This window comes from Parvibaculum sp. (assembly GCF_002684405.1).
Lineage (GTDB): Bacteria > Pseudomonadota > Alphaproteobacteria > Parvibaculales > Parvibaculaceae > Parvibaculum.
In genome coordinates, this window is sequence record NZ_NYVD01000007.1 from 14,561 (window position 1) to 39,795 (window position 25,235).

The 25,235-nt window shown below is 61.7% G+C and carries 28 protein-coding genes; 17 read left to right on the top strand and 11 right to left on the bottom strand.

Annotation, left to right across the window (positions count from 1 at the left end; all coding sequences use genetic code 11):
- Positions 1-4 precede the first annotated feature (4 nt).
- Positions 5-442 (top strand): hypothetical protein, encoded by a 438-nt coding sequence (locus tag CMI59_RS00860; RefSeq protein ID WP_293323395.1) that lies wholly within the window; start codon positions 5-7, stop codon positions 440-442.
- Positions 443-554: 112 nt separating this feature from the next.
- On the opposite strand, the gene CMI59_RS00865 is transcribed toward CMI59_RS00860, so the two are convergent.
- Together CMI59_RS00865 and CMI59_RS00870 are read right to left on the bottom strand one after the other, a co-directional pair.
- The gene (locus tag CMI59_RS00865) at positions 555-710 is read right to left on the bottom strand and encodes a hypothetical protein (RefSeq protein ID WP_293323398.1); all 156 of its coding nucleotides are present in this window, start codon (positions 708-710) and stop codon (positions 555-557) included.
- A 19-nt stretch (positions 711-729) separates the two neighbouring features.
- Positions 730-1,110: a MarR family winged helix-turn-helix transcriptional regulator gene (locus CMI59_RS00870; RefSeq protein ID WP_293323401.1), complete on the bottom strand. Its 381-nt coding sequence runs from the start codon at positions 1,108-1,110 to the stop codon at positions 730-732.
- A 133-nt stretch (positions 1,111-1,243) separates the two neighbouring features.
- Here CMI59_RS00870 and CMI59_RS00875 point away from each other — a divergent pair, with 133 nt between their 5' ends.
- The 3 genes from CMI59_RS00875 to CMI59_RS00885 are packed head-to-tail and all read left to right on the top strand — an operon-like array spanning position 1,244 to position 3,830.
- Positions 1,244-2,263, top strand: coding sequence for a fatty acid desaturase (locus CMI59_RS00875; RefSeq protein WP_293323404.1), 1,020 nt, complete (start codon positions 1,244-1,246; stop codon positions 2,261-2,263).
- Positions 2,264-2,274: 11 nt separating this feature from the next.
- Complete coding sequence (locus CMI59_RS00880; protein ID WP_293323407.1) at positions 2,275-3,033, top strand: SDR family oxidoreductase; 759 nt, start codon at positions 2,275-2,277, stop codon at positions 3,031-3,033.
- A gap of 14 nt (positions 3,034-3,047) precedes the next feature.
- Positions 3,048-3,830 carry a creatininase gene (locus tag CMI59_RS00885; RefSeq protein ID WP_293323410.1) on the top strand — a complete coding sequence of 261 codons (783 nt, stop codon included), beginning with the start codon at positions 3,048-3,050 and terminating at the stop codon, positions 3,828-3,830.
- A gap of 6 nt (positions 3,831-3,836) precedes the next feature.
- Here CMI59_RS00885 and CMI59_RS00890 read toward each other — a convergent pair whose 3' ends face one another.
- Positions 3,837-4,232 (bottom strand): hypothetical protein, encoded by a 396-nt coding sequence (locus CMI59_RS00890; RefSeq protein WP_293323413.1) that lies wholly within the window; start codon positions 4,230-4,232, stop codon positions 3,837-3,839.
- Between the two features lie 247 nt (positions 4,233-4,479).
- Here CMI59_RS00890 and CMI59_RS00895 point away from each other — a divergent pair, with 247 nt between their 5' ends.
- From CMI59_RS00895 to CMI59_RS00940, 10 genes are all read left to right on the top strand, one after another.
- The gene (locus tag CMI59_RS00895) at positions 4,480-5,349 is read left to right on the top strand and encodes a sulfurtransferase (RefSeq protein ID WP_293323416.1); all 870 of its coding nucleotides are present in this window, start codon (positions 4,480-4,482) and stop codon (positions 5,347-5,349) included.
- A gap of 173 nt (positions 5,350-5,522) precedes the next feature.
- Positions 5,523-6,905 carry an SRPBCC family protein gene (locus CMI59_RS00900; protein ID WP_293323419.1) on the top strand — a complete coding sequence of 461 codons (1,383 nt, stop codon included), beginning with the start codon at positions 5,523-5,525 and terminating at the stop codon, positions 6,903-6,905.
- On the top strand, positions 6,905-7,465 hold the full coding sequence (locus CMI59_RS00905; protein ID WP_293323422.1) for an aromatic-ring-hydroxylating dioxygenase subunit beta: 561 nt from the start codon (positions 6,905-6,907) through the stop codon (positions 7,463-7,465). Before CMI59_RS00900 ends, CMI59_RS00905 begins: the two co-directional genes overlap by 1 nt.
- A 34-nt stretch (positions 7,466-7,499) precedes the next feature.
- Positions 7,500-8,348: a 3-(cis-5,6-dihydroxycyclohexa-1,3-dien-1-yl)propanoate dehydrogenase gene (gene hcaB / locus CMI59_RS00910; protein WP_293323425.1), complete on the top strand. Its 849-nt coding sequence runs from the start codon at positions 7,500-7,502 to the stop codon at positions 8,346-8,348.
- Positions 8,345-9,223 carry a VOC family protein gene (locus CMI59_RS00915; protein ID WP_293323428.1) on the top strand — a complete coding sequence of 293 codons (879 nt, stop codon included), beginning with the start codon at positions 8,345-8,347 and terminating at the stop codon, positions 9,221-9,223. The genes hcaB and CMI59_RS00915 overlap by 4 nt, the downstream gene beginning before the upstream one ends.
- Before the next feature lie 55 nt (positions 9,224-9,278).
- Positions 9,279-10,130, top strand: coding sequence for an alpha/beta fold hydrolase (locus CMI59_RS00920; protein ID WP_293323431.1), 852 nt, complete (start codon positions 9,279-9,281; stop codon positions 10,128-10,130).
- Positions 10,123-10,920, top strand: a complete 798-nt coding sequence (locus tag CMI59_RS00925; protein WP_293323434.1) for a fumarylacetoacetate hydrolase family protein — start codon at positions 10,123-10,125, stop codon at positions 10,918-10,920. Before CMI59_RS00920 ends, CMI59_RS00925 begins: the two co-directional genes overlap by 8 nt.
- Before the next feature lie 11 nt (positions 10,921-10,931).
- The gene (locus CMI59_RS00930) at positions 10,932-11,879 is read left to right on the top strand and encodes an acetaldehyde dehydrogenase (acetylating) (RefSeq protein WP_293323472.1); all 948 of its coding nucleotides are present in this window, start codon (positions 10,932-10,934) and stop codon (positions 11,877-11,879) included.
- Positions 11,879-12,940 (top strand): 4-hydroxy-2-oxovalerate aldolase, encoded by a 1,062-nt coding sequence (dmpG, locus tag CMI59_RS00935; RefSeq protein ID WP_293323437.1) that lies wholly within the window; start codon positions 11,879-11,881, stop codon positions 12,938-12,940. The genes CMI59_RS00930 and dmpG overlap by 1 nt, the downstream gene beginning before the upstream one ends.
- 14 nt (positions 12,941-12,954) lie before the next feature.
- On the top strand, positions 12,955-13,929 hold the full coding sequence (locus tag CMI59_RS00940; protein ID WP_293323440.1) for an AraC family transcriptional regulator: 975 nt from the start codon (positions 12,955-12,957) through the stop codon (positions 13,927-13,929).
- 15 nt (positions 13,930-13,944) lie between these two features.
- On the opposite strand, the gene CMI59_RS00945 is transcribed toward CMI59_RS00940, so the two are convergent.
- Both CMI59_RS00945 and CMI59_RS00950 read right to left on the bottom strand, forming a co-directional pair.
- Entirely contained in the window at positions 13,945-14,622 is a 678-nt protein-coding gene (locus tag CMI59_RS00945) for a nitroreductase (protein ID WP_293323442.1), read from the bottom strand.
- A gap of 151 nt (positions 14,623-14,773) precedes the next feature.
- Complete coding sequence (locus CMI59_RS00950; protein WP_293323445.1) at positions 14,774-15,214, bottom strand: PaaI family thioesterase; 441 nt, start codon at positions 15,212-15,214, stop codon at positions 14,774-14,776.
- Between the two features lie 228 nt (positions 15,215-15,442).
- Between CMI59_RS00950 and CMI59_RS00955 the strand changes: the two genes are divergently transcribed.
- The gene (locus CMI59_RS00955) at positions 15,443-16,234 is read left to right on the top strand and encodes an SDR family NAD(P)-dependent oxidoreductase (protein ID WP_293323448.1); all 792 of its coding nucleotides are present in this window, start codon (positions 15,443-15,445) and stop codon (positions 16,232-16,234) included.
- A gap of 55 nt (positions 16,235-16,289) precedes the next feature.
- On the opposite strand, the gene CMI59_RS00960 is transcribed toward CMI59_RS00955, so the two are convergent.
- From CMI59_RS00960 to CMI59_RS00985, 6 genes are read right to left on the bottom strand one after another with little or no spacing between them, the layout of a single operon-like run.
- Entirely contained in the window at positions 16,290-17,534 is a 1,245-nt protein-coding gene (locus CMI59_RS00960; RefSeq protein WP_293323451.1) for a hypothetical protein, read from the bottom strand.
- Positions 17,535-17,539: 5 nt separating this feature from the next.
- Positions 17,540-18,244 carry an ABC transporter ATP-binding protein gene (locus CMI59_RS00965; protein WP_293323454.1) on the bottom strand — a complete coding sequence of 235 codons (705 nt, stop codon included), beginning with the start codon at positions 18,242-18,244 and terminating at the stop codon, positions 17,540-17,542.
- 17 nt (positions 18,245-18,261) lie between these two features.
- Entirely contained in the window at positions 18,262-19,488 is a 1,227-nt protein-coding gene (locus CMI59_RS00970; protein WP_293323457.1) for an FtsX-like permease family protein, read from the bottom strand.
- Entirely contained in the window at positions 19,485-20,705 is a 1,221-nt protein-coding gene (locus tag CMI59_RS00975) for an FtsX-like permease family protein (RefSeq protein ID WP_293323460.1), read from the bottom strand. Before CMI59_RS00975 ends, CMI59_RS00970 begins: the two co-directional genes overlap by 4 nt.
- A 4-nt stretch (positions 20,706-20,709) precedes the next feature.
- Positions 20,710-21,477: an outer membrane lipoprotein-sorting protein gene (locus CMI59_RS00980; RefSeq protein WP_293323463.1), complete on the bottom strand. Its 768-nt coding sequence runs from the start codon at positions 21,475-21,477 to the stop codon at positions 20,710-20,712.
- The gene (locus CMI59_RS00985) at positions 21,477-22,094 is read right to left on the bottom strand and encodes a TetR/AcrR family transcriptional regulator (RefSeq protein WP_293323466.1); all 618 of its coding nucleotides are present in this window, start codon (positions 22,092-22,094) and stop codon (positions 21,477-21,479) included. The genes CMI59_RS00980 and CMI59_RS00985 overlap by 1 nt, the downstream gene beginning before the upstream one ends.
- A gap of 179 nt (positions 22,095-22,273) precedes the next feature.
- Between CMI59_RS00985 and CMI59_RS00990 the strand changes: the two genes are divergently transcribed.
- Entirely contained in the window at positions 22,274-24,082 is a 1,809-nt protein-coding gene (locus CMI59_RS00990) for a mechanosensitive ion channel family protein (protein WP_293323469.1), read from the top strand.
- Between the two features lie 95 nt (positions 24,083-24,177).
- Positions 24,178-25,235: calcium:proton antiporter (locus tag CMI59_RS00995; RefSeq protein WP_293323475.1), on the top strand; the 1,058-nt coding region annotated here is incomplete at its 3' end.

The window sequence follows — 25,235 nt, forward strand, 5'->3', positions numbered from 1 at the left end:
AAGGATGAATATACCGAACTTGGCTATTGTTTTTGCTGTAGTCCTGCTTGGTGGCTGCGGACCAAATTTATGTGCCCGCGGTGAGGTGCTGGTGAGTATGAGTGCAGACTTAAAAAAGAATATTGTAAGAAAACTAGATGAAGAAATAATCGGCATGGGCTTCACGAGATACGATAAAAAAAACGACGGATTGGTTCTTCGGGGGAGCAGAAATATTTTAACTATAGTGAGTTCTTACAAAAGTGAATTCGATGACGATATGACAATGAATATCTTGAAGAGAGACGACGGCATGATATCCGCGATGATTTCGTATGTATATCACGGCTCTAGTCTTTCCGGAGAGGCCTGCGAAAAATTCTTGGCGCTGAAAAGAAGGATGACTTCTGTTTTCGGTGTGGACTATGTCTCGTCAGAGCCGCCCACTTGTGAAGTTGCCTAGCATAAATTGTGGCTGGCATCCGGCTGTCCTGTAGATCCGGCTTCCTTATGCCAGCCGGCAACGAACGATCGGACGATGGGCTGGCGTCGTCCAACACGGTGGCGACGATTACTTAGGGGGCGACCTCGGTGGTCTGCGACTGCAATGCAGACCACGCGCCCATCCGCCAGATGGCGGGCACGGAGGCGGCGTTCTGCTTCAACGACCCGGTCTCGCGATCGCCGATGAGGTGTCCCCGCCCGGGAATGACACTCCCGTGTGACGTCATCTCATTCGGCCAGCCCCTCTCACATCAGCGCCTTACGAAAGATTTCGATCGCATTGTCGAAGAAATCCTCGAGCCGGGCCTTGAGGTCCGGTGAGAGGGCGATCAGCTTGGCGCGCCCGTCGCTTGGATCCGGCAGTTCGACGAGGAGCCCCTTGGCAATGGCGTTGTCGAGATATTTCTTGGCCGTCTGCGGGCTGAGATGGCGCATGAGGAGCAGGGCTTCCTGTTTGCGCAAGGGAGCTTCCGCCGCCCAGAGGCCGGTATAGAGATCCGAGTAGTTGATATCCAGGATGTCCTTGTCCTGCAGGAAGCGGACCCATGTCCCGTCCATGGTGTTCAGCGCCTGGACGAATTTGTGGCGGCGCTGATGACGTTCGGCTGAATTCGCAGATTTCTTCATATTTTTCCCTGCCGATATTTTCGTCTATATGCACACAAAACCGGCAATAAAAAAACAGGTAAAAATAGTTGTAGTTTTAGAGATAGTTTCGTATCGTCCGGGCGTTGCCTTTCCCGTCATGAGGAGCCCGGTCATGTCATCACAGTCCACTTTCTGGCGTCACAGCGATGGCGCGATCCCGAATACGCTTGCCTTTTCCTATGTCGCCGTCGCGCATGTCTCCGGCATCGCGCTGCTGGCGCTCGCCAATCCGATCGCGTGGATCGCGGGCACGCTGCTTGTCGCCCATTCGCTGATCGTCGCGGCCTATCTGATCCACGATCTCGCTCACATGGCGATATTCAGGAGCCGCAAACTCACGCTCGTCGTCGCCGAAATGCTTTCATGGTTCTGCGGCGGGGCCTATGCGCCCATCAGCCGTATCGTGCGCATGCATATGCGCCATCATGTCGACAAGGCGGACCTGGCTCATTTCGATCCGCGCGTCTTTCTGAAGACGGCGCCGGGCTGGCTACGCCGCCTCGTCTATGCGCTGGAGTGGTGCTACGTCCCGGCAGTCGAACTCATCATGCATTATCAGGTGGTGGCGCGGCCTTTCATCAAGAAGGAATTCGCCTCCGAGCGGCTTCGTGTGCTCTTCGTGGGGCTCACGCGCGGTGCGTTCTTCGTCTTCCTTTTCATGCTGAGCCCCTGGGCGCTGCTCGGCTACGCGGTCGCCTATATGATTTTCCTCACGGAACTTTTCATCGCCGATGCCTATGCGCATGACTACGAGTTCTTTCTCGTCGGCGATGCGAATGAAAAGGTCTCGCGCGAGGGGCGCGGTGGTGACGACTACGACCTGCACCACACTTACTCGAACCTCATTTCCGTGCGCCATCCCTGGCTCAACCTGCTCAATCTGAATTTCGGCTATCACTCGGTGCATCACGACGGCCCCACCATCCCCTGGTACAAGCTGCCGGAGGTGCATCGTCAAACCTATCCGGCGGACGCCCCGCAGGTGCTGCCCTATAGCGAGTTGTGGCGGTCGTTCCATGCCAACCGCACCAGGCGCATCGAAGCGTTCGACGCAGGCTCGATCGGCGAAGGCTCCCATCGCGCCGACGGCTTTCTGGGCGTGCATGGCGTCTCCTTCCTGACCGTCGTGTGAGAGGAAAGAGCGTGAGTGGAACCGCGATGGAATTCGCCGGCAAAACGGTACTCGTGACGGGCGCCGTCACGGGTATCGGCCGGGCGGCGGCGGAAGCCTTCCTTCGGGAAGGGGCAACGGTCGGCGTCAATCATCTCGATCAGTCGCCGCTGTTTGCCGATATGGCGGACGCATTGCGCGACGCGCCGGGAAAGCTGGTCGAATGCGAAGCCGATGTTCGCGATGCCCATGCCGTCATGCACATGATCGACGGATTGGCGAAAGAGACCGGCAGGCTCGATGTGCTCGTCAACAATGCCGGCATTTCACAGGTGAAGCCCTTTCTTGAAACCACCGAGGAAGACTGGGATGCGATCATCGATACCGATCTCAAATCCGTCTTTCTCTGCTGCCGGGCGGCGATCCCGCATATGTGGGCGCAAGGCGGAGCGATCGTCAACATCGCATCGGAACTTGCCTTGAGCGGTCGCGCGCATTTCGCGTCCTATACGGCGGCAAAGGGCGGCGTCATCAGCCTGACGCGCTCTCTGGCGCGCGAGTTCGCACCGTCGATCAGGGTCAATGCCGTGGCGCCCGGCCCGACACGCACGCCCCTGCTTGAAAAGGAAGCGCAAGCACCCGGCCACAAAGAGGATGTCGATGAAATCCCTCTCGGGCGCTACGCGGACCCTCGCGAGATTGCCGAGAGCATTCTCTTTCTGGCCTCGTCGCGCGCGAGCTATTACTGCGGCGATGTCCTCAGTCCCAATGGCGGCGCGGTGATGCGCTGAAAGTGAGGTTTCGAATGTTCGACGCGGAATATGCCCATCGGCGGATCGACCTCATGTCCTGGACGGCCTATCGGGATCGCCTGAAGGACAATCCGATCATCTTCCTGCCGGTCGGCGCGCTTGAGCAGCATGGGCCGCATCTGCCCATGGGCTGCGATGCCATTCTCTCCGAGGCGATGGCGGCGCGGGTGGCCGATGGGCTGGACGGTCTGCAGCTTCCGGCCTTGCGCTATGGCTACAAGTCGCAGGCGCGCAGCGGCGGCGGACAGCTTTTCCCGGGCACGACCAGCCTCGACGGCGCGACGCTGACGGCGACGCTGCGCGATATTCTGCGCGAACTGGCGCGGCATGGCGCGCGCCGCGTCGTTGTCGTCAACGGTCATGTGGAAAACCAGTGGTTCCTGACGGAAGGAATCGACCTTGCCTTGCGAGACCTCGCGCCGATGCAGGGACAGATGAAGATCCTGCGCTGCGAGTATTGGAACTACACGCCGCAGGATGTGCTTGAGAGCATGTTCGACGGCGACTTTCCGGGCGTCGATCTGGAGCATGCCGCGCTTCTCGAAACATCCATGATGCTCGCCTTGCAGCCGCAACTCGTGGACCTCGATGCGATTCCCGAGGATGCTCTGGGAGAGTTTCCCGGACATGACGTTTATCCGCAGGACGGCCGCGGCGTACCGTCATCCGGCGTGCTGGCACCCGCGCGCGCGGCCTCGGCCGAAAAGGGCAGGACACTGATCGAGAGCACCGTGGCGGAAATGGTCGCCGCTGTGCGCCGGGAATTTGCCGTTTAAGGGGCGTTAGCCGCGCGCCTCGAGCTCTTCGCAGTTCACGGCGCTATGGGCGCAGGCGCGATGAACGTCGAGGTCGAAGATCGGCCAGATCGCGCTGACATTGAGCACGTTCTCACAGACGGGATTTCCGCCGGCATCGAGTGCGGGCTGCAAACCGTCGCCGGTTCGCCGATAGAGAGGCCGCGATTCTTCCGCCGTGTAGCGAAGGGCGATTACGATTTCTTGCTGCCAGAGGGGCAGATCCGCGTCCCGCGACAAACGCGCGATCAGCTGTCTCAGTTCTGCAGACAGGGCGATGGAGAGATGAGACGCAATACGCTCGCCACGGTCGTTGACGCCGCGTATCAAAAGAGTCTCGGGTATCCGATCGGACGGCGTCGCCGTCATGAGCCAAATGCGCATGCCAAGCCTCCACAGTCAGCATGGGAGCAAGTGTGCACATGACGTCTGGACGAATGCTTAAACGCCCGTTCATGTCCGGTTTACATTTCCGACAGGTTCAGGCGCCGTCCCTGCACAACCTCATCATATTTCATTAGAACTCCCCGCCGGCCGCGTCTTTTTGGGCGCCACCGTCCAATTGATTGTTTTGCCCAGTTATGTAGCCTGATGGAGTCGAAAAAAATGAGAACAAAGCGAGGGGGACGTGATGACTGAATGGGACGGAAAGGGCCTCGTATCGACGGCCTGGCTTGAGGCGCATCTCGGCGATCCGGATTTGCGGGTTTTCGATGCGACGGTACATTTGCTGCCCGCGACGCCCGGCCCCTACAGGGTCGAGAGCGGTCGCGCCGACTATGAAAACGCCCACATACCGGGTGCAGCCTTTCTCGATCTTGCGCATGATTTTTCCGATCACAAGTCGTCGCTTGGTTTCACCATGCCCGCGGTCGAGGATTTCGCCACGGCATGCGGCAAGGCAGGCATCGGTCCGAAAACGCGCGTCGTCGTCTATTCGGCGCAGAGCCCGATGTGGGCCACGCGCTTCTGGTGGATGCTGCACGCCTGCGGTTTCGACAATGCCGCCGTTCTCGATGGCGGATTCGGCAAATGGCAGGCGGAGGGACGCCCGAGCGAAGCGGGCACGCACTCATATTCGCCGGAGACGCTTTCCCTCTCCGCGCAGCCGGGCGCCTGGGCCGACAAGGACGATGTGCTGGCGGCAATCGACGACGGCGCGGTCTGCACCATCAATGCGCTTTCGCCGAGCCTCCATGACGGCACCTCGAAAACGAACTATGGCCGCAAGGGCCACATCAAGGGCAGCCGCAATGTGCCCTATGCATCACTCCTGAAGGAGGACGGCAGCTATCGCGATGACGAGGAATTGCGGAGCTTCTATGAGGCCGTCGGCGCGTTCGAAAAGCCGCGCGCCATCTGCTATTGCGGCGGCGGCATCTCGGCGACCATGAACGCGCTGGCCCTGACCCGGCTCGGCCATCCGTCGGTTGCCGTCTATGACGGCTCGATGTCGGAATGGACGCGCGATCCCGACTTGCCGATGGAGACAGGGGCCTAGACCGGATAACGCACATATGCCGCTCCGGCGTTAGAGGGCGCCGGGACGATCTATCAATTTTTTGGTACGCCGCGATCTGACCGCCTTCCGAGACCGCTTCTAAGCTTCATTCCAATACGGCGAACATAAGCCGGGCCCGAAAGGGCGGAATGATAGGTGGAGGAACGGATCCCATGGATGCTCGGGAGGAGGGCGTTCGCGCCTGCAACAAAGAAGCGATCAAATCCTGTTTCGACAGCGAGAAGGGTCTTCTCGATCGTCGCATCTTTGTCGACCAGGATCTCTATGATCTTGAGATGAAGAATATTTTCGCGCGCGCATGGAACTTCATGTGCCACGAAAGCCAGATCCCGGAGATCGGCGACTATTTCATCAATTATATCGGCGAGGATCAGGTCATCATCGTCCGCGACAAGAGCGGCGAGGTGCAGGTCCTCCTGAACTCCTGCCGCCATCGCGGCAATGCGCTGTGCCGTGCCGAACAGGGAAACGCCAAATCCTTCGTCTGCAGCTATCACGGCTGGCACTTCGCGCTGGATGGCGAACTGATCGGCGTCCCAGGTATGTCGCCCTTCTACCGCAAGGATTTCGACAAGAGCCAGTGGGGCCTCGTCAAGGCCGCGCAGGTGGATAATTTCCACGGTTTCTATTTCGCGACCCTCGATCCCGATGCGCCTTCATTGCCGGACTATCTCGGTGATGTGGGGCGCACCGGCCTTGCCATGATCGCCTCGCGCGGCGATGTGGAAGTCGTCGATGGTATTCAGAAAAACACCATCGACTGCAACTGGAAGATCGCCGTCGACAATCTGTTCGACTGGTATCACGTCGCCTACAGCCATGCCTCGGCGGGCGAGGCGGGCGTCCTCGATCTGGCGGCCGTGACGCAGGCCAACGATCAGATGGTCATGCTCGGCGAATACGGACATGCGATCAGCGGTCCGGCGATCAAGCAGGAGATGCAGGACGAAATCGTCGGCATGTCGGACGACGAACGCAAGCAGTGGAACAAGGAAGAGGCTGCGCGTTCCAATGGCCGCGTGACGCGGGCGCTGCGCATGAAAGCGGCCGAGGAGATGATGGGACCGGCGGGCGCGCGCTCGATCGGGCATCCCAATATCTTCCCCAATCTCTGGATTGCCACGGGCGGCTCGCAGCTTTGCCTGCGCCTGCCGCGCGGTCCTCAGATGACGGAGCTTTGGTGGTTCACCGTCCTGCCCAAGGACCAGACGCCGGAGGAACGGCGCATGACGGTCCGCTTCAACTCGCATCTCTTCGGTCCGGCGGGCCTTCTCGAACAGGATGACGGCGAGAACTGGAGCCAGAGTACGCGTGCCGCGCGCGGCGTGGTCGGCGGCAGCTATCCGCACAATCTGAGCATGGCGCTTGGCCATGACGAGGTGAAGGAAGATCCTTCGGGGCAAAAATGGATCGAGACGCGCATCAACGAGCACGGCCAGCGCTGGACCTACCAGGCCTGGATGGACTGGATGGCGGCCGATAGCTGGGCGGACCTCAAGGCGAACCATACGCCCGTGCCGACGGGGAGGGTGTAATGGGATTGGCGGCCGAGAAAACCGCTGCGGGCGGTGTGGCGGCATTGTCGCTCGATGAGCGCATGACACTGCAATTCGAAATCGAACAGTTCCTCTATGGCGAGGCGGCGCTTCTCGATGCGCGACAATACCGGGAATGGCTCGATCTCCTGACCGACGACATTCTCTACTGGATGCCGATCCGGCGCACGGTGACGCTTGCCGATATCGACCGGGAGTTCACCAGGCGCGGGGCCATGGCCTATTTCGACGACGATCGGGAAGGGTTGGAGACGCGCGTCAGGAAGATGGAATCCGGCAGTTCGTGGTCGGAGGACCCGCCTTCGCGCACGCGGCACATGATTACCAATGTGCGCGTCCTCGACGCCTCGGATGATGAATACACCGTCGAAGTGTTCTTCCATCTCTATCGCAGCCGCCTCGACACGGAAGTCAGCTCATGGGTCGGGCGACGGGTCGACGTTGTCCGCCGGACAGGGGAGGGGTTGAAGCTTGCCAAGCGGGACATCTATCTCGACCAGACACTGATCCGGGCAACGAATATGAGCACGCTTTTCTAGGCGGCCCGTGCGGGGGAAAAAGAGGGAGGAGCATATGGCTGCGCTTGAAGGGCAGGCGGTTCTCATTACCGGCGGCGGCTCGGGACTGGGCCGCGGCATCGTGGAGCGTTTCGTGGAGGAAGGTGCACGCGTGGCGGTGTTCGACCGCGACGCGGCAAAGCTTGAAAGCATCACGGACGCCTGGCCGGACGAAACGGTCACGATGCAGGGCGATGTGCGCTCGGCTGCGGATATCGCCGCGGCGGTCGACAAGACGATTGAGCGTTTCGGCAAACTCGACTGCGCCATCGGCAATGCGGGCATCTGGGATTACTCGACGCCGCTGGACGAGATCGACGCCGCGCAGCTCGATGGTGCCTTCGATGAAGTTTTCGGCGTCAACGTCAAAGGCTATCTGCATCTGGCTAAGGCGTGTTTGCCCGCGCTGGTGCGTTCGCGCGGTTCGCTGGTCTTCACCGTCTCCAATGCCGGCTTCGATCCGGATGGCGGCGGTGCGCTCTACACGGCGTCGAAACATGCCGTGGTCGGATTGATCCGCCAGCTCGCTTTCGAGTTCGCACCTTCTGTGCGCGTCAATGGCGTTGCGCCCGGGCCCATCGACACGGATTTGCGTGGCCCCGGCGCGCTGGGGCTGGCCGACACGGCGATCAGCAGTTTCGACCTGTCGGCCAAGGCCTCGCCGGTCATGCCGCTGGGGCTGGTGCCGACCCCGGCGCAATACGCAGGTGCCTATGTCTATTACGCCTCGCGCCGCGACAACATTCCGGCCACGGGCGGCGTTCTTGCCTGCGAAACGGGCATTGCCGTGCGCGGCATTTCCGGTGTGAACGGCGGGGCGGGACTTGCCAAAAAATATGGATCCAACGGGGAGGAGACCCGATGAGCATTGCATCGCTCGGCTATGTCGGCTTCGAGGTGAGTGACGCAGGCGCCTGGAAAATCTTCATGGAAGACTTTCTCGGCCTGATGCGCGGCGCGGAAGACAATGAGCAGGTGAGCTACCGGATGGATGAGCGCGCGGCGCGCGTTTTCCTGCTCCATGGCAGTCGCGACGACGTTGCCCTTGTCGGGCTGGAAGCGCCGTCCGTGACCGGTTTCGAGGCGATCAAGGCGTCGCTCGCCGCCAGGGGCGTCTCCTTTACGCAAGGCGACGAGGACCTCAAGGCGAAGCGGCATGTGGCCGACCTGATAAGGCTCAAGGATCCGATGGGTCTCGATGTCGAAATCTATTATGGCCCGACCGAGCTGACCAACCGCCCCTTCAATTCGCCGGCGGGCGTTTCATCCTTCTGCACGGGCGATCAGGGCGCAGGGCATGTGGTGCTGGCATCCGAAGACATCGACGCCGTTCGTGGCTTCTATGTGGATGCACTGGGCTTTCGCTTATCGGACACGATCGGCATGAAGCTCGCCCCGGATTTTTCGATCACGCTTGAGTTCTACCACTGCAACCCGCGCCATCACACGCTCGCGCTGGCGGGCATGCCTGCGCCCAAGCGGCTGCATCACTTCATGGTCGAAATGGCTTCGCTCGACGATGTCGGCTTTGCATTGGATCGTATGGCGGCCTGCGGCGTCCGGCAGCGGACGACGCTCGGCAAACATACCAACGACCAGATGGTTTCCTTCTATGCCGAAACGCCGTCGGGATTCGAAGTGGAAGTCGGCTGCGCCGGCATTCCGGTTCATGACGAGACCTGGCGCGTGACGCATCACGAAGCGGCAAGCATGTGGGGGCACAAGCCGGTCGGCGCGTGAGCGGTACTCCGGCACCGATCCATTCTTTTATCTCAGCAAGTACGAACAGGGTTCCATGACCAAGATCACCGAAGAATCGACCAGCCGTTTCGTCACCGTCGATGGCGTGAATATCCATTATAACGAGGCCGGTGAAGGCCCTGTGCTGGTCCTGATCCATGGCTCCGGGCCGGGGGCCTATGGCTGGTCCAACTATGCGCGCAATGTCGAAGCGCTGTCGAAGCACTTCCGCGTGCTCGTGCCGGACCTTCCCGGCTGGGGCAAATCCGATGTGAAGCCGGCGGGCAGCCCCGTGCCGGAATGGTGGTCGACGAAGATCGGCCAGTTCCTCGACGAGCTCGGTATCGAGAAGGCCCATTTCGTTGGCAATTCTCTGGGCGGCATGGTCACCATGCGGCTGGCGATGGACCGGCCGGAAAAGGTCGACCGGATGATCCTGATGGGACCGGGCGGCGGCATTCCGCTCTTCAGCATGTTCCCGACGCCCGCCATCAAATCCATCTTCGGTTTCTATGAAGGCGACGGGCCGAGCTTTGAAAAGCTCAAGGCCTTTGCCGACCAGTTCACCTACGACCAGTCGGAAATCACCGACGAGCTGCTGCAGGGCCGCCTGGAAAAGGCGATGGAGCAGAAATTCATCGACAACCCGCCCATGCGCCAGTCGCGCGACACCAGGGTCGAACCGGTCTGGAACGATCCGCGCCTTGGAAAGCTGCCGCATGAAACAATGATTGTCTGGGGCCGCGAGGATCGTGTGATGCCGCTCGATATGGCCTTCACCTTTCTCAAGGTGATCCCGAAGGCACGCCTCTTCGTGCTGCCGCAATGCGGCCACTGGGCGCAGTGGGAACATGCCGACGAATTCAATCGCACCACCATCACCTTTCTTGAGGGCGGCAATGGATAAGGGTGTTTCGACCGGAACAGATTGCGAGGCGCTGGCGGATGCGCTTGCCACGGCGCGCAAGACCCGCCACCCCATCGCACCGATCTCGAAAACGCATCCGGGTTTCACCGTGGAAGAAGCCTATGCGGTGCAGGAGGTGACGACCGGGCGGCGGCTCGCGGCGGGCGAGCGGATCGTCGGGCACAAGATCGGCCTGACCTCTCCCGCTGTGCAGGCGCAGCTTGGCGTTTCCGAACCCGACTTCGGGATGTTGTTCGACGCCGATCGGGTGGCGGATGGCGGTACCTTGTCGATGGACACGCTGATCCAGCCCAAAGTCGAAGCCGAGATCGCATTCATCCTGAAAGACGATCTGTCCGCTGGACCGGTGACGAATGAACGCGCGGCGGCGGCGATCGATTATGCGGTTGCTGCGATCGAGATCGTGGACAGCGCAATCGAGGACTGGAAGATCACCCTGCCCGACACGGTGGCCGACAATGCCTCCGCTGCAAAATTCCTGATCGGGACGGATTGTCTGCCGCTCGACAAGGTCGATCTGCATCTGGCGGGTATGGAGCTTCTCCACAATGGCCGTCAGGCCTCGCTGGGCGTGGCGGCGGCCTGTCTCGGCAATCCGCTCAACGCTGTCGTTTGGCTCGCCAACAAGATGATCGAGCTCGGCCGTCCCCTCGGCCGGGACGACATCGTGCTCTCCGGCGCGCTCGGCCCGATGGTGACGGTCGCGGCGGGCGATGAAATCATCGTTCATGTGCAGGGCTTCAAGCCGCTGCACCTGTCTTTCGCGTGAAGGGCCGCATGATGACAGAAGAGAACACACCGCGCGTCAAAACGGCCATCATCGGATCGGGCAACATAGGCACGGATCTGATGATGAAGATCGTGACGCTGTCCTCCTCGCTCGAGCTGGCGGCGATGGCCGGGATCGATCCCGCATCGGACGGTCTGGCACGAGCCGCCTCGCTCGGCGTTGCCACCACGGCGGAAGGCGTGGAAGGGCTGGTGGCGCTTCCCGGCTTCAGCGAAATCGAGGTCGTATTCGATGCGACCTCCGCAGGCGCACACAAGCATCATGACGACGTGCTGCGGGCGCATGGCAAACGCATCATCGACCTGACGCCGGCGGCAATCGGTCCTTACGTGGTGCCGAGCGTCAATATCGACGCGCATATGCATGCGCCGAACATGAATATGGTCACATGCGGCGGGCAGGCGACCATCCCCGTCGTGGCGGCCATCGGGTCTGTTGCGCCAGTGCGCTATGGCGAGATCGTCGCCTCCATCGCGTCGAAATCGGCGGGACCGGGCACGCGCGCCAATATCGACGAGTTCACCGAGACGACGTCCCGCGCCATCGAAACGGTCGGCGGGGCGCAGACCGGCAAGGCCATCATCATCCTCAATCCGGCCGAGCCGCCTCTCATCATGCGCGACACGGTGCACTGCCTGTGCGCCGATGCCGATCCGAAAGCACTGGCAGACGCCGTCGCCGCAAAGGTCGCCGAGGTGCAGTCTTACGTGCCGGGATACAGGCTCAAGCAGGATGTGCAGATCGAGCGTATCGGGTCCAACAACCCGATTTATCTGCCCGAGACGGATGAGGAATTCACGGGCCTCAAAGTGAGTGTCTTCCTCGAAGTGGAAGGCGCCGGGCACTACCTGCCGCCTTATGCGGGCAATCTCGACATCATGACGTCGGCGGCCCTGCGCACGGCGGAACGCCTGGTCGAATTGCGGGAGCATGCGTGATGACGGAGAAGAAACTCTACATTCAGGACGTCACGCTGCGCGATGGCATGCATGCGATCCGTCACCAATACGGGATCGAGCATGTGCGCAAGATTGCCCGTGCGCTCGACAGGGCAGGCGTGGACGCCATAGAGATCGCGCATGGCGACGGGCTGTCGGGCTCGAGCGTGAATTACGGCTTCGGCGCCTGCACAGACTGGGCGTGGATCGAAGCGGTCTGCGACGAAGTCGAGAACGCGGTGGTGACGACGCTTCTCCTGCCGGGCATCGGCACGGTCGAGGATTTGCGTAAGGCCTATGACCTCGGGGTCCGCTCGGTGCGGGTCGCCACACATTGCACAGAGGCGGATGTCTCCGCCCAGCACATCGCCTGCGCGCGGGAGCTGGGCATGGATGTGTCCGGCTTCCTGATGATGAGCCATATGTCCGCGCCCTCGGCGCTGGCCGCCCAGGCGAAGCTGATGGAGTCTTATGGGGCGCATTGCGTTTATGTGACCGATAGCGGCGGCGCCATGACGATGGACGATGTGGCGGCATGCTTCCGCGCTTATGATGACGTTCTGGAACCGGAGACGGAACGCGGCATCCATGCGCACCACAATCTGAGCCTCGGCGTCGCCAACTCCGTTGTTGCGGTGCAAAACGGCGCCCTGCGTGTGGACGCCTCGCTGGCGGGCATGGGAGCGGGCGCGGGTAATGCGCCGCTGGAAGTGTTCGTCGGTGTGGCGGACCGTTATGGCTGGCAGCACGGAACCGACCTTTTTGCGCTGATGGATGCGGCGGAAGACCTCGTGCGGCCGCTGCAGGACCGTCCCGTACAGGTGGACCGGGAGACGCTTAGCCTCGGTTGCGCGGGCGTCTATTCCAGCTTCCTGCGCCACGCGGAAGCGGCGTCGGAGCGCTATGGTTTGGACGTTCGTGATATTCTGATGGAGACTGGCCGAAGGCGGATGGTCGGCGGCCAGGAAGACATGATCGTCGATATCGCACTCGATCTTGCTGGACGAAAAGGCGGGATGGAAAAGGATGACCCGGCAGGGGACGAGAAACGGCCCACATAAACGGTCCATGCAAGATGACCAAGGCACAAGAGGATGGATCACCCGTCTATGACGACCTGGCGCCTCCGATCGCGGGAGTGACGCCGGAGGTCGATATGGGCGGTGTCTATTTCATGCGGGCGGCTCCCTCGCCGCCCTTCTGCCATGTGTTGCCTGCGGGAAATTTCTCTTACGGTCTCATGGTGCAGGCAGGCACGCTGCGCCTGCGCGTGGAATTTCCGTTCTCGGAGGAAATCATCCTGAGGCCCGGCGACGTGGTGGGTGTGAGCGGTCTTTCGCCCCATCTGCTGGACTCTCCGGACAGCGACGCACGCGCCAAGCCGAGCTTTCTCGACTTGAGCGAGATGACCACGCCGGCGGACCCCGAAGCACCTGTGCGTCTGATCGTCGGGGTCGCACCGCAGGAAACGATAGCGCTGTCGAACATGATCGTCGGGCCGATCTATGTGCCCTTCGACGCGGCAGCGGAGCACAATCGGCGCATCTGGCATGCCCTGCAATTGCTGGAAGACGAGGCAACCCTGCCGCGCACGGATTTCCACCATCCGCTGATCGTGCGCCGGATCGCCGAAATCGTGTCGCTCAACATGACGCGCAGCGTTCTGGCTCGGCGCGGCATCCGGGAAAATCAGGGGATCGGTTTTGCGACGAGCAAGGCCGTGATGCGGGCCTTGCGGGCGTTCCTGAACGAGCCTTACGAGGCGTGGACGGTGGAGCGGCTCGCGGGCGAGGCCGGCATGTCGCGCACGCGCTTTGCAGAGGAGTTCCGCCAGCTCATCGGCCAGCCGCCCATCGAAACCATCTCGCGGATCCGTCTGATGATGATCGCGCGAAGGATGATGGCGACCGGATTGAGCGTCGAGGAGGCGGCCTTCGAAGCCGGCTACAGCTCGTCCGCCGCATTCGTCCGGTCGTTCCAGAAGCAGTTCGGTATGAGCCCCGCTCGATGGCGCAAGCGCCAGGCTGAGAAGGAAAACGGCTTCGTCTGACGGTCTCCGCGGCGGCTAATCGTCGAAGCCTACGAAAACCGCCGCCTCGTCCACGGATTTCCGGCGCGACACGACCGCGTTGGCGGGGAAGCTGTCGTCGGGATATCCCATCGCAACGCAGATCATGATGACCTGATCGTCCGAGATCCCCGCATGTTCGCGAACCACCGGCGACTGCATGATGCCCTGACTGTTGATGACGCAACCGAGGCCACGCGACCAGGCCGCGTTCACAAGGGCGTTGGTGACGGCGCCGCAATCGAACGGTGCGATATCGCCGCCATGGATCGAGCGGTCATAGGTCACGACGATGGAGACCGGCGCGTCGAACTGACGGAAGCCGCGGAGAACCCAGTTCTGACGCGCCTCCTTGTCGTGGCGTTCGATCCCCATGGCGGCGAATAGCTGTTTCGCGATCTCGATCTGGCGTTCCCTGTGCTCCCCTTCATAGGCGCCATGGCTGCGAAACTCGCGGCTATCGGGAACGCCGGCAAGATTGCGCTCGGTATTGCCCTTGCGAATCCGGTCGAGCGGCTTCCCCGAGACGACGTAAAAGTTCCAGGGCTGCGTGTTCAGCGAAGAGGGCGCCCGTATGGCGAGACCGATGATGTCCTTGATTGCGTCTTTGGAGACGGGATCGGGCTTGAAGCCGCGTATGCTGCGCCGTCCCGTGACCACTTCGTCATATTGCATTTGGGTTCCTCACCGGTCATGGCGCTGCGAGGGGAGGCCCTTGCAAACGCCATGGTTCGTTTGAATGTTTTATCCGATCATATAGCCCGACGGCGCCCCGCAAAGAAATGCATGCGTGGCGATAAACGCGGCTGTTCGGCGTCCGTGGCGCTCAGCTCCCGCCAAGGGCCGCCTTCGATGCCGCCTCCACCTTGTCGCGGGGCATCAGCATCAGCGTCGAACTGGCTTTGGCGAGGACATTGCCTTCGGTGTCGACGAGGCGGCCTTCGAAAAAGCAGGTGCGCCGGCCCTTGCGTTCCACCCAGCCTTCGGCGATGACGCGGCCCGGGCGCGCGGGCGCAAAGAAGCTGATCTTGAGTTCCAGCGACATGGGGACGATGTCCGGGCCCACCATGCCGATACAGCCATGCGCCATGGCCGCGTCGATCCAGCCGGTCACGAACCCGCCCTGAACCACGCCGCCCGAATGGCACATATGCGGCCCTGCCTCATATTCGATACGGGCCCGCCCTTCCGGCGTCATTTCGATGATGCGGACAAATCCAAGGCTGTGTCCCAGCCCGTCCTCGGCGGACGATTCCAATGCAGACATTCTTGTTCTCCTGACCGCCTTTCTGAGAGGCGGTTCTTGTCGGTGGATTGCGGATGGACAGATATGTAGCCCATGAAGTGGTGATCTGGCGAGCCTGCCGTAGGGGCTGGCGAGGATGTCGCGGGGTCGATTGGCGCATGCCGCAAAACGCGCCATGTTTACGGCACGAGACGGCCTTGAGCCGGATCGAAATGAGCCGAACAAGAAAAAGACAAGGGAGGAGTACTCATGAAACTCGACGAATCCGTTTCCGCCGTGGTGACCGGCGGCGCGTCCGGTCTTGGTAAGGCAACCGTGACCGCGCTGCGCGAAAAGGGCGTGAAGGTCGCCATTTTCGATCTCAACAGGGAAAACGGCGAGAGGGTCGCAAAGGAGCTCGGCGCGCTCTATTGCGAGGTCAATGTGATGGACGAGGACGGCGTCGATGCAGGCTTTGCCAAGGCGCGGGCCGAGAACGGCCAGGAACGTATTCTCGTGAATTGCGCCGGTGGCGGGCGCGGCGGCAAGACCATCGCGCGTGACAAGAAGACCGGCGAGATCGTCCCCTTCAAGATTTCCGACTTCGAATATGTGCTGGGTCTCAACACCGTGGGCACGTTCCGCTGCATCGTAAAGAGTGCGGCCGGCATGGCGACGCTTGAGCCACTGGACAATGGAGAGCGCGGGGCCATCGTGAATACCGGCTCGGTCGCGGCCGAGGACGGACAGATCGGGCAGGTGGCCTATTCCGCGGCCAAGGCTGCGATCAAGGGGATGACGCTGACCATTGCACGGGACCTCTCGCGCGAAGGTATCAGGATCAACACGATCCTTCCCGGTATCATGGCGACGCCGCCCATGCTGGGTGTGAAGGACAGGGCACCGCAGATCTTCGACAATCTGGCGGCGTCGGTGCCTTTTCCGCCGCGCCTCGGCGATCCGTCGGAATATGCCGACCTCGCGCTCACCATGCTGCGCAACGGCTATTTCAACGGCGAGACGGTCCGCCTCGACGGCGCAATCCGCATGCCGCCGCGGTAGGACTGTTCGGCGGCGTCCGTCATCCGCGCCTGCAATACGTATTGCTGAGCTGTATTCAGAAATACCGTCGAAGCTGGAGATAGACCCGTGTGGGTTGCTCGGCATAGGGAGCGCCACTGCCGATGACGGGCAGTCCGCCGAACTCCGTATTCGAGGGGCCGAGGGGAAGCCGCGCGCCGGCGATAAGATTGAGATTGTCTTCCAGCGACCAGGTGGCCTCGCCGAGCGCGTAGAAGCTGCCATCGTTGAGATTGGCGATCAGCGTCGGCGCGATCTCCAGAAGCGGCGTCCATTGCAGTGTGCCGCCGAGCGAAAGATAGTCGCGGCCCGTATTGAAAACCTGCCCGCGCAACAGGCGGTCGGTCAGCGGTGCCGGGAGACTGGCCAGCGAATAGCGACGCGCCTCCAGCCCGAAACCGTTTCGATAATATTCGGCGAAAATGGTGGCGTCTCGCCCGGCAAGGGTGAAGGCGTCGCTGATATTGGCAAGCCCCGAGACATAGGTCCGGTCGTCATCGACATAGGTCGGCACCAACTCCGCGTTCCATGTGGCGCCGCTCAGCGCCCCGCTTACGCCGAGTGCGGCGACGGTATCGCCATGGTCCTGCGCGGCCAGAAAGCTGGTGCGCCATGGTCCGAGGGCAGTGTGAAACAAAAGCGCGAAGGAGCTGGCGTCGAGTGTCGGATCGTCGCCTCTCTGCGGCGGGCGGGGCACGGCGACGAATTGCAGGTCCGATCCATCGTCGAAGAGATATTGCGTATAGAGCATATCCGCGCCGGGCTTGTATTCCGTATCCGTCGCATCGGGCGAGAAGGGGTCGAAAAGATCCATCGGATGGAAAACGAGGCCGGCCCCCCATGTCAGGGCCTGACGGCCGGCGCGGATGACGACATGCGCACCGGTATAGCCGATGGACGCGCGGTCGATACGCTGCGTGAGCGTGAAGTTGTTCCCGTCCATAGTGGTGTCCGTCAGGTCCCACCATGTCCGCGGCGGCGCTTTGGGAAACAGGGCGAGGGCCTTTTCCCGCGCGGCGAGCAGCGGCGTGTCGCCGGCATCGAAGCCGAGCTGATACTGGAAGGCAAACCGCCACGGACCCCGGCGCGGCTCCCACCTCACCCGCAGACTGCCCAATACGTCGTTTCGCTCGCGCTTGCCCAGCATCGACGAAACGCTTCGGTCGCTTTCACGCGCAAACACATCCTGCAATTCCAGCCGGCCATGCACCGGTGCGGCGCGTCCCGGCGCGGCATGCAGCGCGAGGAAAGCGGCCAACAGAATGCGCGTGAGATGTTTCATAGGTTTCAGACCGCCATTTCGGCCGGCCGAAGCTCGTCTGAGGCGACACGGCCGTCTGCGATGACGATGTGACGGCGGGTGCGCGAGATGACGCGATCATCATGCGTGGCCATCAGGAAGGTGACGCCATAGCGCTCGTTGAGGTCGGACATCAGCGTGATGAGATCTTCCGCCGTCTTGGTGTCGAGATTGGCGGTAGGCTCGTCGGCCAGCACGATGGAAGGACGGCTCGCCAGTGCGCGGGCGACGGCGACACGCTGTTGCTGGCCGCCGGACAGACGCGACGGACGTCTGTTTTCCATGCCGTCGAGCCCGACCTGATGCAGCATCTCCTTTGCCCGCTCGCGGCGCTCCTTTGCCGGGACGTTCATCAGCTGCTGCGTGAATTCGACATTCTCCACGGCGGAAAGAACGGGGATGAGATTATAGGCTTGAAAGACGAAACCGATCTTGCGCAGTCGAAGGTCGGCGAGTTCCTCATTGTCGAGGGCCGTGAGATCCTGCCCGTCAATGCTGATCGTTCCTTCCGTTGGGCGGTCGAGTCCGCCGACGATATTGAGAAGCGTCGTCTTGCCCGATCCGGACGGCCCGGCGAGCGAGGCGAAGTCGCCCTTCTCGATGGCGAGGTCGACGCCGCGCAGCGCCGGCACGTCGATCGAGCCCTGACGGTAATGCTTGGTAATGCCCTTGCATTCGACGATGGCGGTCATGGCTCTCTCCCTCTTTCCTAAAAACGTCCCATGGCTTCGACGGGGCTCACCCGCGAGGCGCGGCGCGCGGGCCAGAGCGTGGCGACCACGCCAAGCGTCCAGACGATCAGGCTGTAAAGCGCGAAATCGCCCGCATCGACTTTCGGATAAAGAATGTGGCCCGCGCCGACCAGTTCCGCGCCCCGCCCCAGAAAGCCGAGATCGATCCCGTTGGGAAAGGCCTGAACCGAAAGCACGGACATGGCGATGCCCAGGCCCACCCCGACGCCGATCAGCATGGCGGATTCGAGCGTCACCTCCATCAGCACCAGGCGCGGCCGCATGCCAAGGGCCTGCAACAGGCCGAATTCGCGGATGCGTTCGAAAACGGCCATGAGCTGCGTGTTGACGATGCCGATCGCCATCAGCGCGAACATGATCCAGAGCCACATCAGGATAAATTCGTTGAAGAATGTGCTGACCGCATAGGAAAGCGGGGCCAGCGTCTTCCAGCTTTGAATGTCGCGGCCGGGCGAAGACGCCTTCATCCGTGCGATGACATCGGCGATGTCCTGACTGTCCGGCGTCACAAAGGCGATCTCGGTGATATCCGTGCCGATGCCGGTAAAGGCTTGCGCGGTTTTGAGGCCGGTAAAGGCGAACTGGTCTTCGGTCTGCTGGGGCGCGGCATAGAGGCCGATGACCTTGAAGGCGCGCTCGGCGAGTTTCCCTTTCTCGTCCTGGGCCATCACCACGACGCGCTTGCCGACCCGTGTCTTGAGGCGGCGGGCGAGGTTTCGCCCCAGCACGATACCCGTATCCGCCGGGCCATCGAGATAGCGTCCCTCGCGGACACGGTCCGGCAGTACGGAAAGGCGGCGTTCCCGCGCAGGATCGGTGCCGACCAGCGTCATGGGCAGGGTCTTGTACTCGCTCTGCACGATGGCGGCGATGCGCAGACGCTTTGTATATGCCGCAACGGCGGAAGAGGAGAGGATGTTTTCAAGTTTGCCGGCCGGCTGCGTCATGCGATGGGCAACAGTGGGATCGTCCAGATAGCCCGTGGCGTGGATCTGTCCTTCGCCGGTCATCAGCTTCAGCGTCGTATCGCGGCTGGAGACGGACCACGCCTTGAGCAGCACGGAGAAAGTGAGGATGGACCATAATCCGACACTGACGACGAGCACGGTGATGATTGTGCGGCGCGGATTGCGCCAGAGATTGCGCCAGGCGAGGGGAAGGAGAAGGCGGAGCCGGTCCATCATGCCGACCTCATGGCGGTTACGGGTTCAAGGCGACGCACGCGGGCATAGGGAATGAAACCGGCAATCGCGACCGCGACCAGGATCGCGAGCGGGCCGGCCGTCGCACTCAGCAGGGTCAGTTGCGGGTAAAGCGTGGAAGGCATGTTCCATTGGGAAAACAATGCTTCCGCGCCGGGAAAGGGGATGCCTTGTGTTGCCGCCCAGGCGGTGATCGCCGAGCCGGCGGCAATTGCGATGGCCGAGCCGGAGCCGGCGAGGAAGAGAAGCTCCAGCCAGACCATGCGCCCGATCTGACGCGGCTTCATGCCGATCGCCATCAGCATGCCGAACTCGCGTGTGCGTTCCAGTACCGACATCAAAAGCGTGTTGAGAATGATGAAGACGACGATGATGACGAGGCTCACATAGAGGAGTGCGGAAAAACTTCCATCGAGGAGGATCACATCGTGTAGCGCCGGTTCGAGCTGCGTCCAGTCGCGTGCCACGAGATCGTTCCTGCGCGCAATTTTCTCGAGCGAAGGGATGGCGGCGTTGATGGTGGAGAGATGTTCTCCGCTGACAGCGATCAGGTTGATGCTGCCGTTCATCGCGAAATCCTGCTGGAAGTGGACAAGCGGCATTTCCACCACCTGCCGGTCGAGCGCCGGGGAGCCGGTGGAAAAGATGCCTGTGACTTTGAGGATGTCGGCGGCGATGGACCCGTCCTGCGCCGAGCCCAGCATGGTCACGCTGTCGCCGGGATTGAGCTTCAGATTGCGGGCAAGGCCTGCGCCGATCACCACCGCATCTTCGTCGCCCGGCTGGAGATACCGGCCTCTGGTGATGGTGGAGGCGAGATTGGAAACCTTCACTTCGCGAGCCGGATCTATGCCGACGATCGCCGCGCCGTAGCTTTGCGGACCGTTGGACAGGATCGCATAGCTTGCCGCCCGCGGCGTCGCGGCGGTTACTTCCGGCAGGCTGACCAGATCGGCGATCAGCGGGCCGCTATCGGAAATCGATTTGCGAATATCGGGGTCGTCGGCATAGCCGGGGGGCTGCAATTGCGCGAAGCCGTCCATGAGCTTCAACACGCTTTCCTTCATCGTGCCGTAAGCGCCCTGCTGCAACGCCAGCAGGAACACGGTGATCGTGCCCGCAATGGCGATCGAACTCAGGCTCAACGCAGTGCGATGCGGCTGACGCCAGATATTCCGCCATGCAAGCCCGACAAGCATGAGATCAGTTCCTCGGATTTTGCAGGTTGGAAAGAGTGAAGAGATAGCCGGGCATGGATTGATTGAACGTCGCATCCTTCGTCTCGATGCGCGTCCATTTGCCCTCTTCGTCTTCCGGGCGCATCGTCATCACCACCGGGTAGTCGCGGCCGCCGATCATGGAAACTTTCTCCGTCGTCATGATGCGCACGGGCTTCATGTCCTGGTCGAAATAGGTTTCGCCCAGCATGATGCCGTCCTCGCGCACCCTGACCGTGCGCTTGCCCCATACGACGGGGGCACCGGGTTTGGGGATGGCGTCGATGGTATAGACCGTATGCGGACCGTCCTTCGTCGACCCCGTCAGCTTGTGGGTGTATTCGGTCAGAAGGTCATTGGCTTTGGACAGGTCGTTATAGGAGAAATCCGATCCCATCCAGGATTGCGCCAGCATGGAAGCGGGCAGCTTGATGACCTGATTGAGCTTGGGGTTGAACACCCAGGTTTCGTCGCCCTTTTTGAGCGTGGCATTGCCTGCGTCCTTGGCGGGCGCCGTGAAGCGCACCAATGCGTCGTCATCGCCCTGCGTCCATGTCTTCATTTCCATATGCCGTTCCCAGTCGGGCCGGTGCACGGTCATGGTCATGTCGGCCTGCGAGCTGTCGGCGCGCCAATTGTCGAAGGCGGCGCGCAGAAGAGCATCGGGGTTGGGGGCGGGGGCTGTTGTATCGGCGGACGCGAGCCCGGTCATGGCGGCGGTTGCGAGAAGGATGAGAGCTGCTTTCCGGATCATTATGCTTTCCTCGTTTCGGTGCCGATGCCATCGAACAGGGAGCCGAGAAAGGAGCGGCACCAGGCTTGCGGGTCGAAGCTTCTGTCCAGCCAGTAGTGGAGCGCGAGATTGTCCACCGCGCCGATCAGCATGCCGGCGGTTGCCTCGACGTCGATGCCGTCCCGGATCGCGCCTTCCGCCTGTGCGTCCTGAATGAGGCCGGCAAGCTCCGCGCGATAGGAGGCGTAGAGATTTTTCATCGCGCCGGAGAAGCGTGGGCGCGTTCCCGGTTTGGCGGCGGCCGCCCAGACTTCCAGCGAGACGGGATAGAGTTCCAGATGGTCCAGAAGGGCGCCGATGGCGGCGTCGGCGAAGGCCATGATGCGCGCGCGGGCGTCTTGATGTTCGCCCATGCGCGCCATGGCCGACACCATGACGAGCTGTTGAAACCATTCGAAAACGCCGAAGAAGAGGTCTTCCTTGTTCTTGAAGTAGTCGTAGAGGGACCCTTTGCTGATCCCGGCAGCACTCGCGACCGCCTCCATGGAGGTGGCGTCATAGCCCTCTTTGGCGAAGCAGGCGGAGGCGGCTTCCAGAATTTTCTGACGCTTGGCGTCGCGATCGACGATACGGGCCATGGGTGCAACTCATTATGACCGACTAGTCGGTCATTTATAATCCGCTGGCTTCTCATTGGCAAGTCGGGATGCGATCGGGGTGCCGCGCGCCGGTCGCCGTCGATCCGATAAAGGCGCTGTTAACTACGGTCCTTCTAGGCTGGCCATAGTCGAAACAGCGGCCATAGGCTGAAAATACGATGCATCATTTGCTTCGCCTGACGGCGGCCAGCGCACTCTCAGTCTTTTTCCTGCTTGCTGCCTCCCTGTCGGGTGTTTCGGCATCCGCCGCGATGGCGCAGCAAAGTATGACGGCGCCGCAAAGCGCGGCGGAGAGCGATCCGGTAGCGGCCTCTCCGCTCTCGCCTCTGCCCAATGCCTCTCCTCGCCAGACCTTCTCGAGTTTCACCCGGCTCACCGACGATGTGGAAAAATCGCTTCTGGCGGCCATCGAACGGGCGGCGGAGAACGACGCCATTTTCGATACCGAGGAAGTCACCGCCCTGAAGAAACAGGCGCTGGCCGATCTGATAAAGGCCACCTCCACGCTCGACCTGTCATCCGTGGCGCCCGCCAGCCGCCGTTCGGTGGGGATCAGCTCGGTTCTTCTCCTCAAGGAAATTCTGGATCGCCTCCCCGAACCGGACCTGGCCGCTATCCCCGGCAGGGCAGAGGTGGCCGCCGGCAAGGCCGATCATGGATGGGTTCTTCCCGGCACCGAAATAAGGATGGTCCGCGTCGAGGGAGCGGACGGCAGTCCCGATTATCTGTTCTCGGAAGACACGGTGCGGCGCTTGCCGGCGTTTTACGCACTTGTCCGAGACATGCCCGAGCGTTCCGGCGAAACGATGGACTTCTACCAGGATTTCGTTCTGGGGCCGGGCCTTTCCATGCCGGTGGAGTTCTATCGCTACGTGCTGGAGCTGCCGGACTGGATGCGGTCGAGCTTCGATGAGCAGGCGGTCTGGCAATGGATGGCATTTGCGTTCATGACCGTGCTCCTCGCTCTCGCCGTGTTTATGCTGTTGCGCTGGGAGGGGCGGCGCGTCCAGCCGGTCAATCCGGTCGTCCGTTCGCTGGAGCGTATGATCGCACCTCTTCTGATCGCCGGCCTGCTGGAATTGTATCTCTGGCTGAATGACGACTTCGTCAATCTGACGGGCGATTTCCTGGCCGCTCTGCAACTCGTCGTGCTGGCTCTTCAGGCGATTGCCGTGGCCGTCGTCATCGTGCTCGGCTTCAATGCCGTGGCGGCGATGATCGTATCCATGCCGCGCGTGCGCAAGGAAAGTCTCGATGCCAGCCTCATCCGCCTCATACTGCGCGTGCTCGGCATTCTGGTTGCCAGCTATGTGATAGCGCTGGCCGTGGCGCGCATGGGTGTCCCGCTATACGGCATCATCGCAAGTCTGGGTGTCGGCGGTCTCGCGCTTGCGCTTGCCGTCCGCCCGACGCTGGAAAACTTTATCGGCGGTATCATTCTCTATGCGGACCGTCCGGTGAAAGTCGGCGATTTCTGTAAATTCGGCAGCATGGTCGGCACGGTGGAGGAGATCGGTCTGCGCTCCACCAAGGTGCGCGGGCTGGACCGGACGCTGGTGACGGTGCAGAACTCGGAATTCGCTCAGATGTCGATCACGAACTATACGCGCCGCGACGCGAACCTGATCGATACCGAGCTCAGGCTCCGCTATGAAACCACGCGCGAACAGCTTTCCGACATCATCGACAAGGTCGCGGAGATGCTGCGCACCGACGAGCGCATCGATCCCGACACGGTTCGCGTCTGCCTGAAGGAATTGGGCGACTATTCCCTTGATCTGGAAGTTCGCGGGATGGTGCGCAGCGCGGACTGGGGCACCTTCCTGAAGATCCGGGAAGAGCTGCTCCTGCGTGTGATGGGGATCGTGTACGATAACGGCTCCGACTTCGCATTTCCCTCTTATACAAGCTATCTGGGAACGGATAATTTCGCTGCCGCGGCGGATGCCGCCGGCCAGCCGGCCTGACCGGGGGCATGATGGAAGAGCCGGTTTCCGCGCAGGACGCCACGGTCGACGTCGCGCCCGCCGGCCCGCGCGGGGTTGCGCTTCGACGCGAATGGATGCTGGCCGTGGCAATTCTCACGAGCCTTGTTTTCCTTTTCTTCGGTTCCTACCTCTTTCAGGGGCTTTCAAACGGGATATGGCTCGGGGTTCTCTTCGTCTGGATTTTCGCCGTCGTGCTCGGCGCGGCGGTCGGCGTCGTGCGTCATGCCGAAGCGCTGTCGGAAAAGTTGGGCGAACCCTATGGCACCTTGGTGCTGACGGTTTCCATCGCCTTGATCGAGGTTTTGAGCATCACCGCGATCATGATGCATGGCGGCGAAAACCCGACGCTGGTGCGCGACACGCTGTTTTCGGTCGTCATGATCGTGATGGGGGGCATGGTCGGCCTGTCGCTGTTGCTCGGCGCGTTGCGGCATCACGAGCAGAGCTTCAATCTTCAAGGCGCCAACGCCTATCTGGGCGTCATCGTGCCATTGGCGGTCTTCAGCCTGATCCTTCCCGACTTTACCAAATCGACGGAGGGCGGAACCTATTCCCTCGGCCAGATGATCATGCTCGGTGTGATGGCCACCGGCCTTTACGCCATTTTCGTGCTGATCCAGACCGGACGCCACCGCGCCTATTTCTCTCTCTCCGACATTGGCGGAGAAGAGGCGCATGAGGTGGAGGAGACCGGCATCCTGCCGCATGCGCTTCTGATGCTCGCCTATATGGTGCCCGTCGTGTTTCTGGTCGAGCAGCTCGCCGTGCCGGTCGACTATGTGGTCGAAACGCTCCACGCCCCGGTGGCGATAGGCGGCGTCATCATGGCGACGCTGGTGGCGACGCCCGAGGCTATCGGCGGGGTGAAGGCGGCGCTTCACAATCAGCTTCAACGCTCGGTGAATATTTTCCTGGGGTCGGTACTGGCCACGATCGGCCTGACCGTGCCGGCAATGCTGGCGGTGGCCTATTGGGCCGGGTTCGACCTTGTTCTGGGACTGGAGCCGAGCGACACGATTATTCTCGTGCTCATGCTGGCGGTAAGCGTCATCACCTTTTCAAGCGGCCGCACGAACCTGCTTCAGGGCGCGGTGCATGTCCTGATCTTCATCGCCTTTCTCTTCCTGATCTA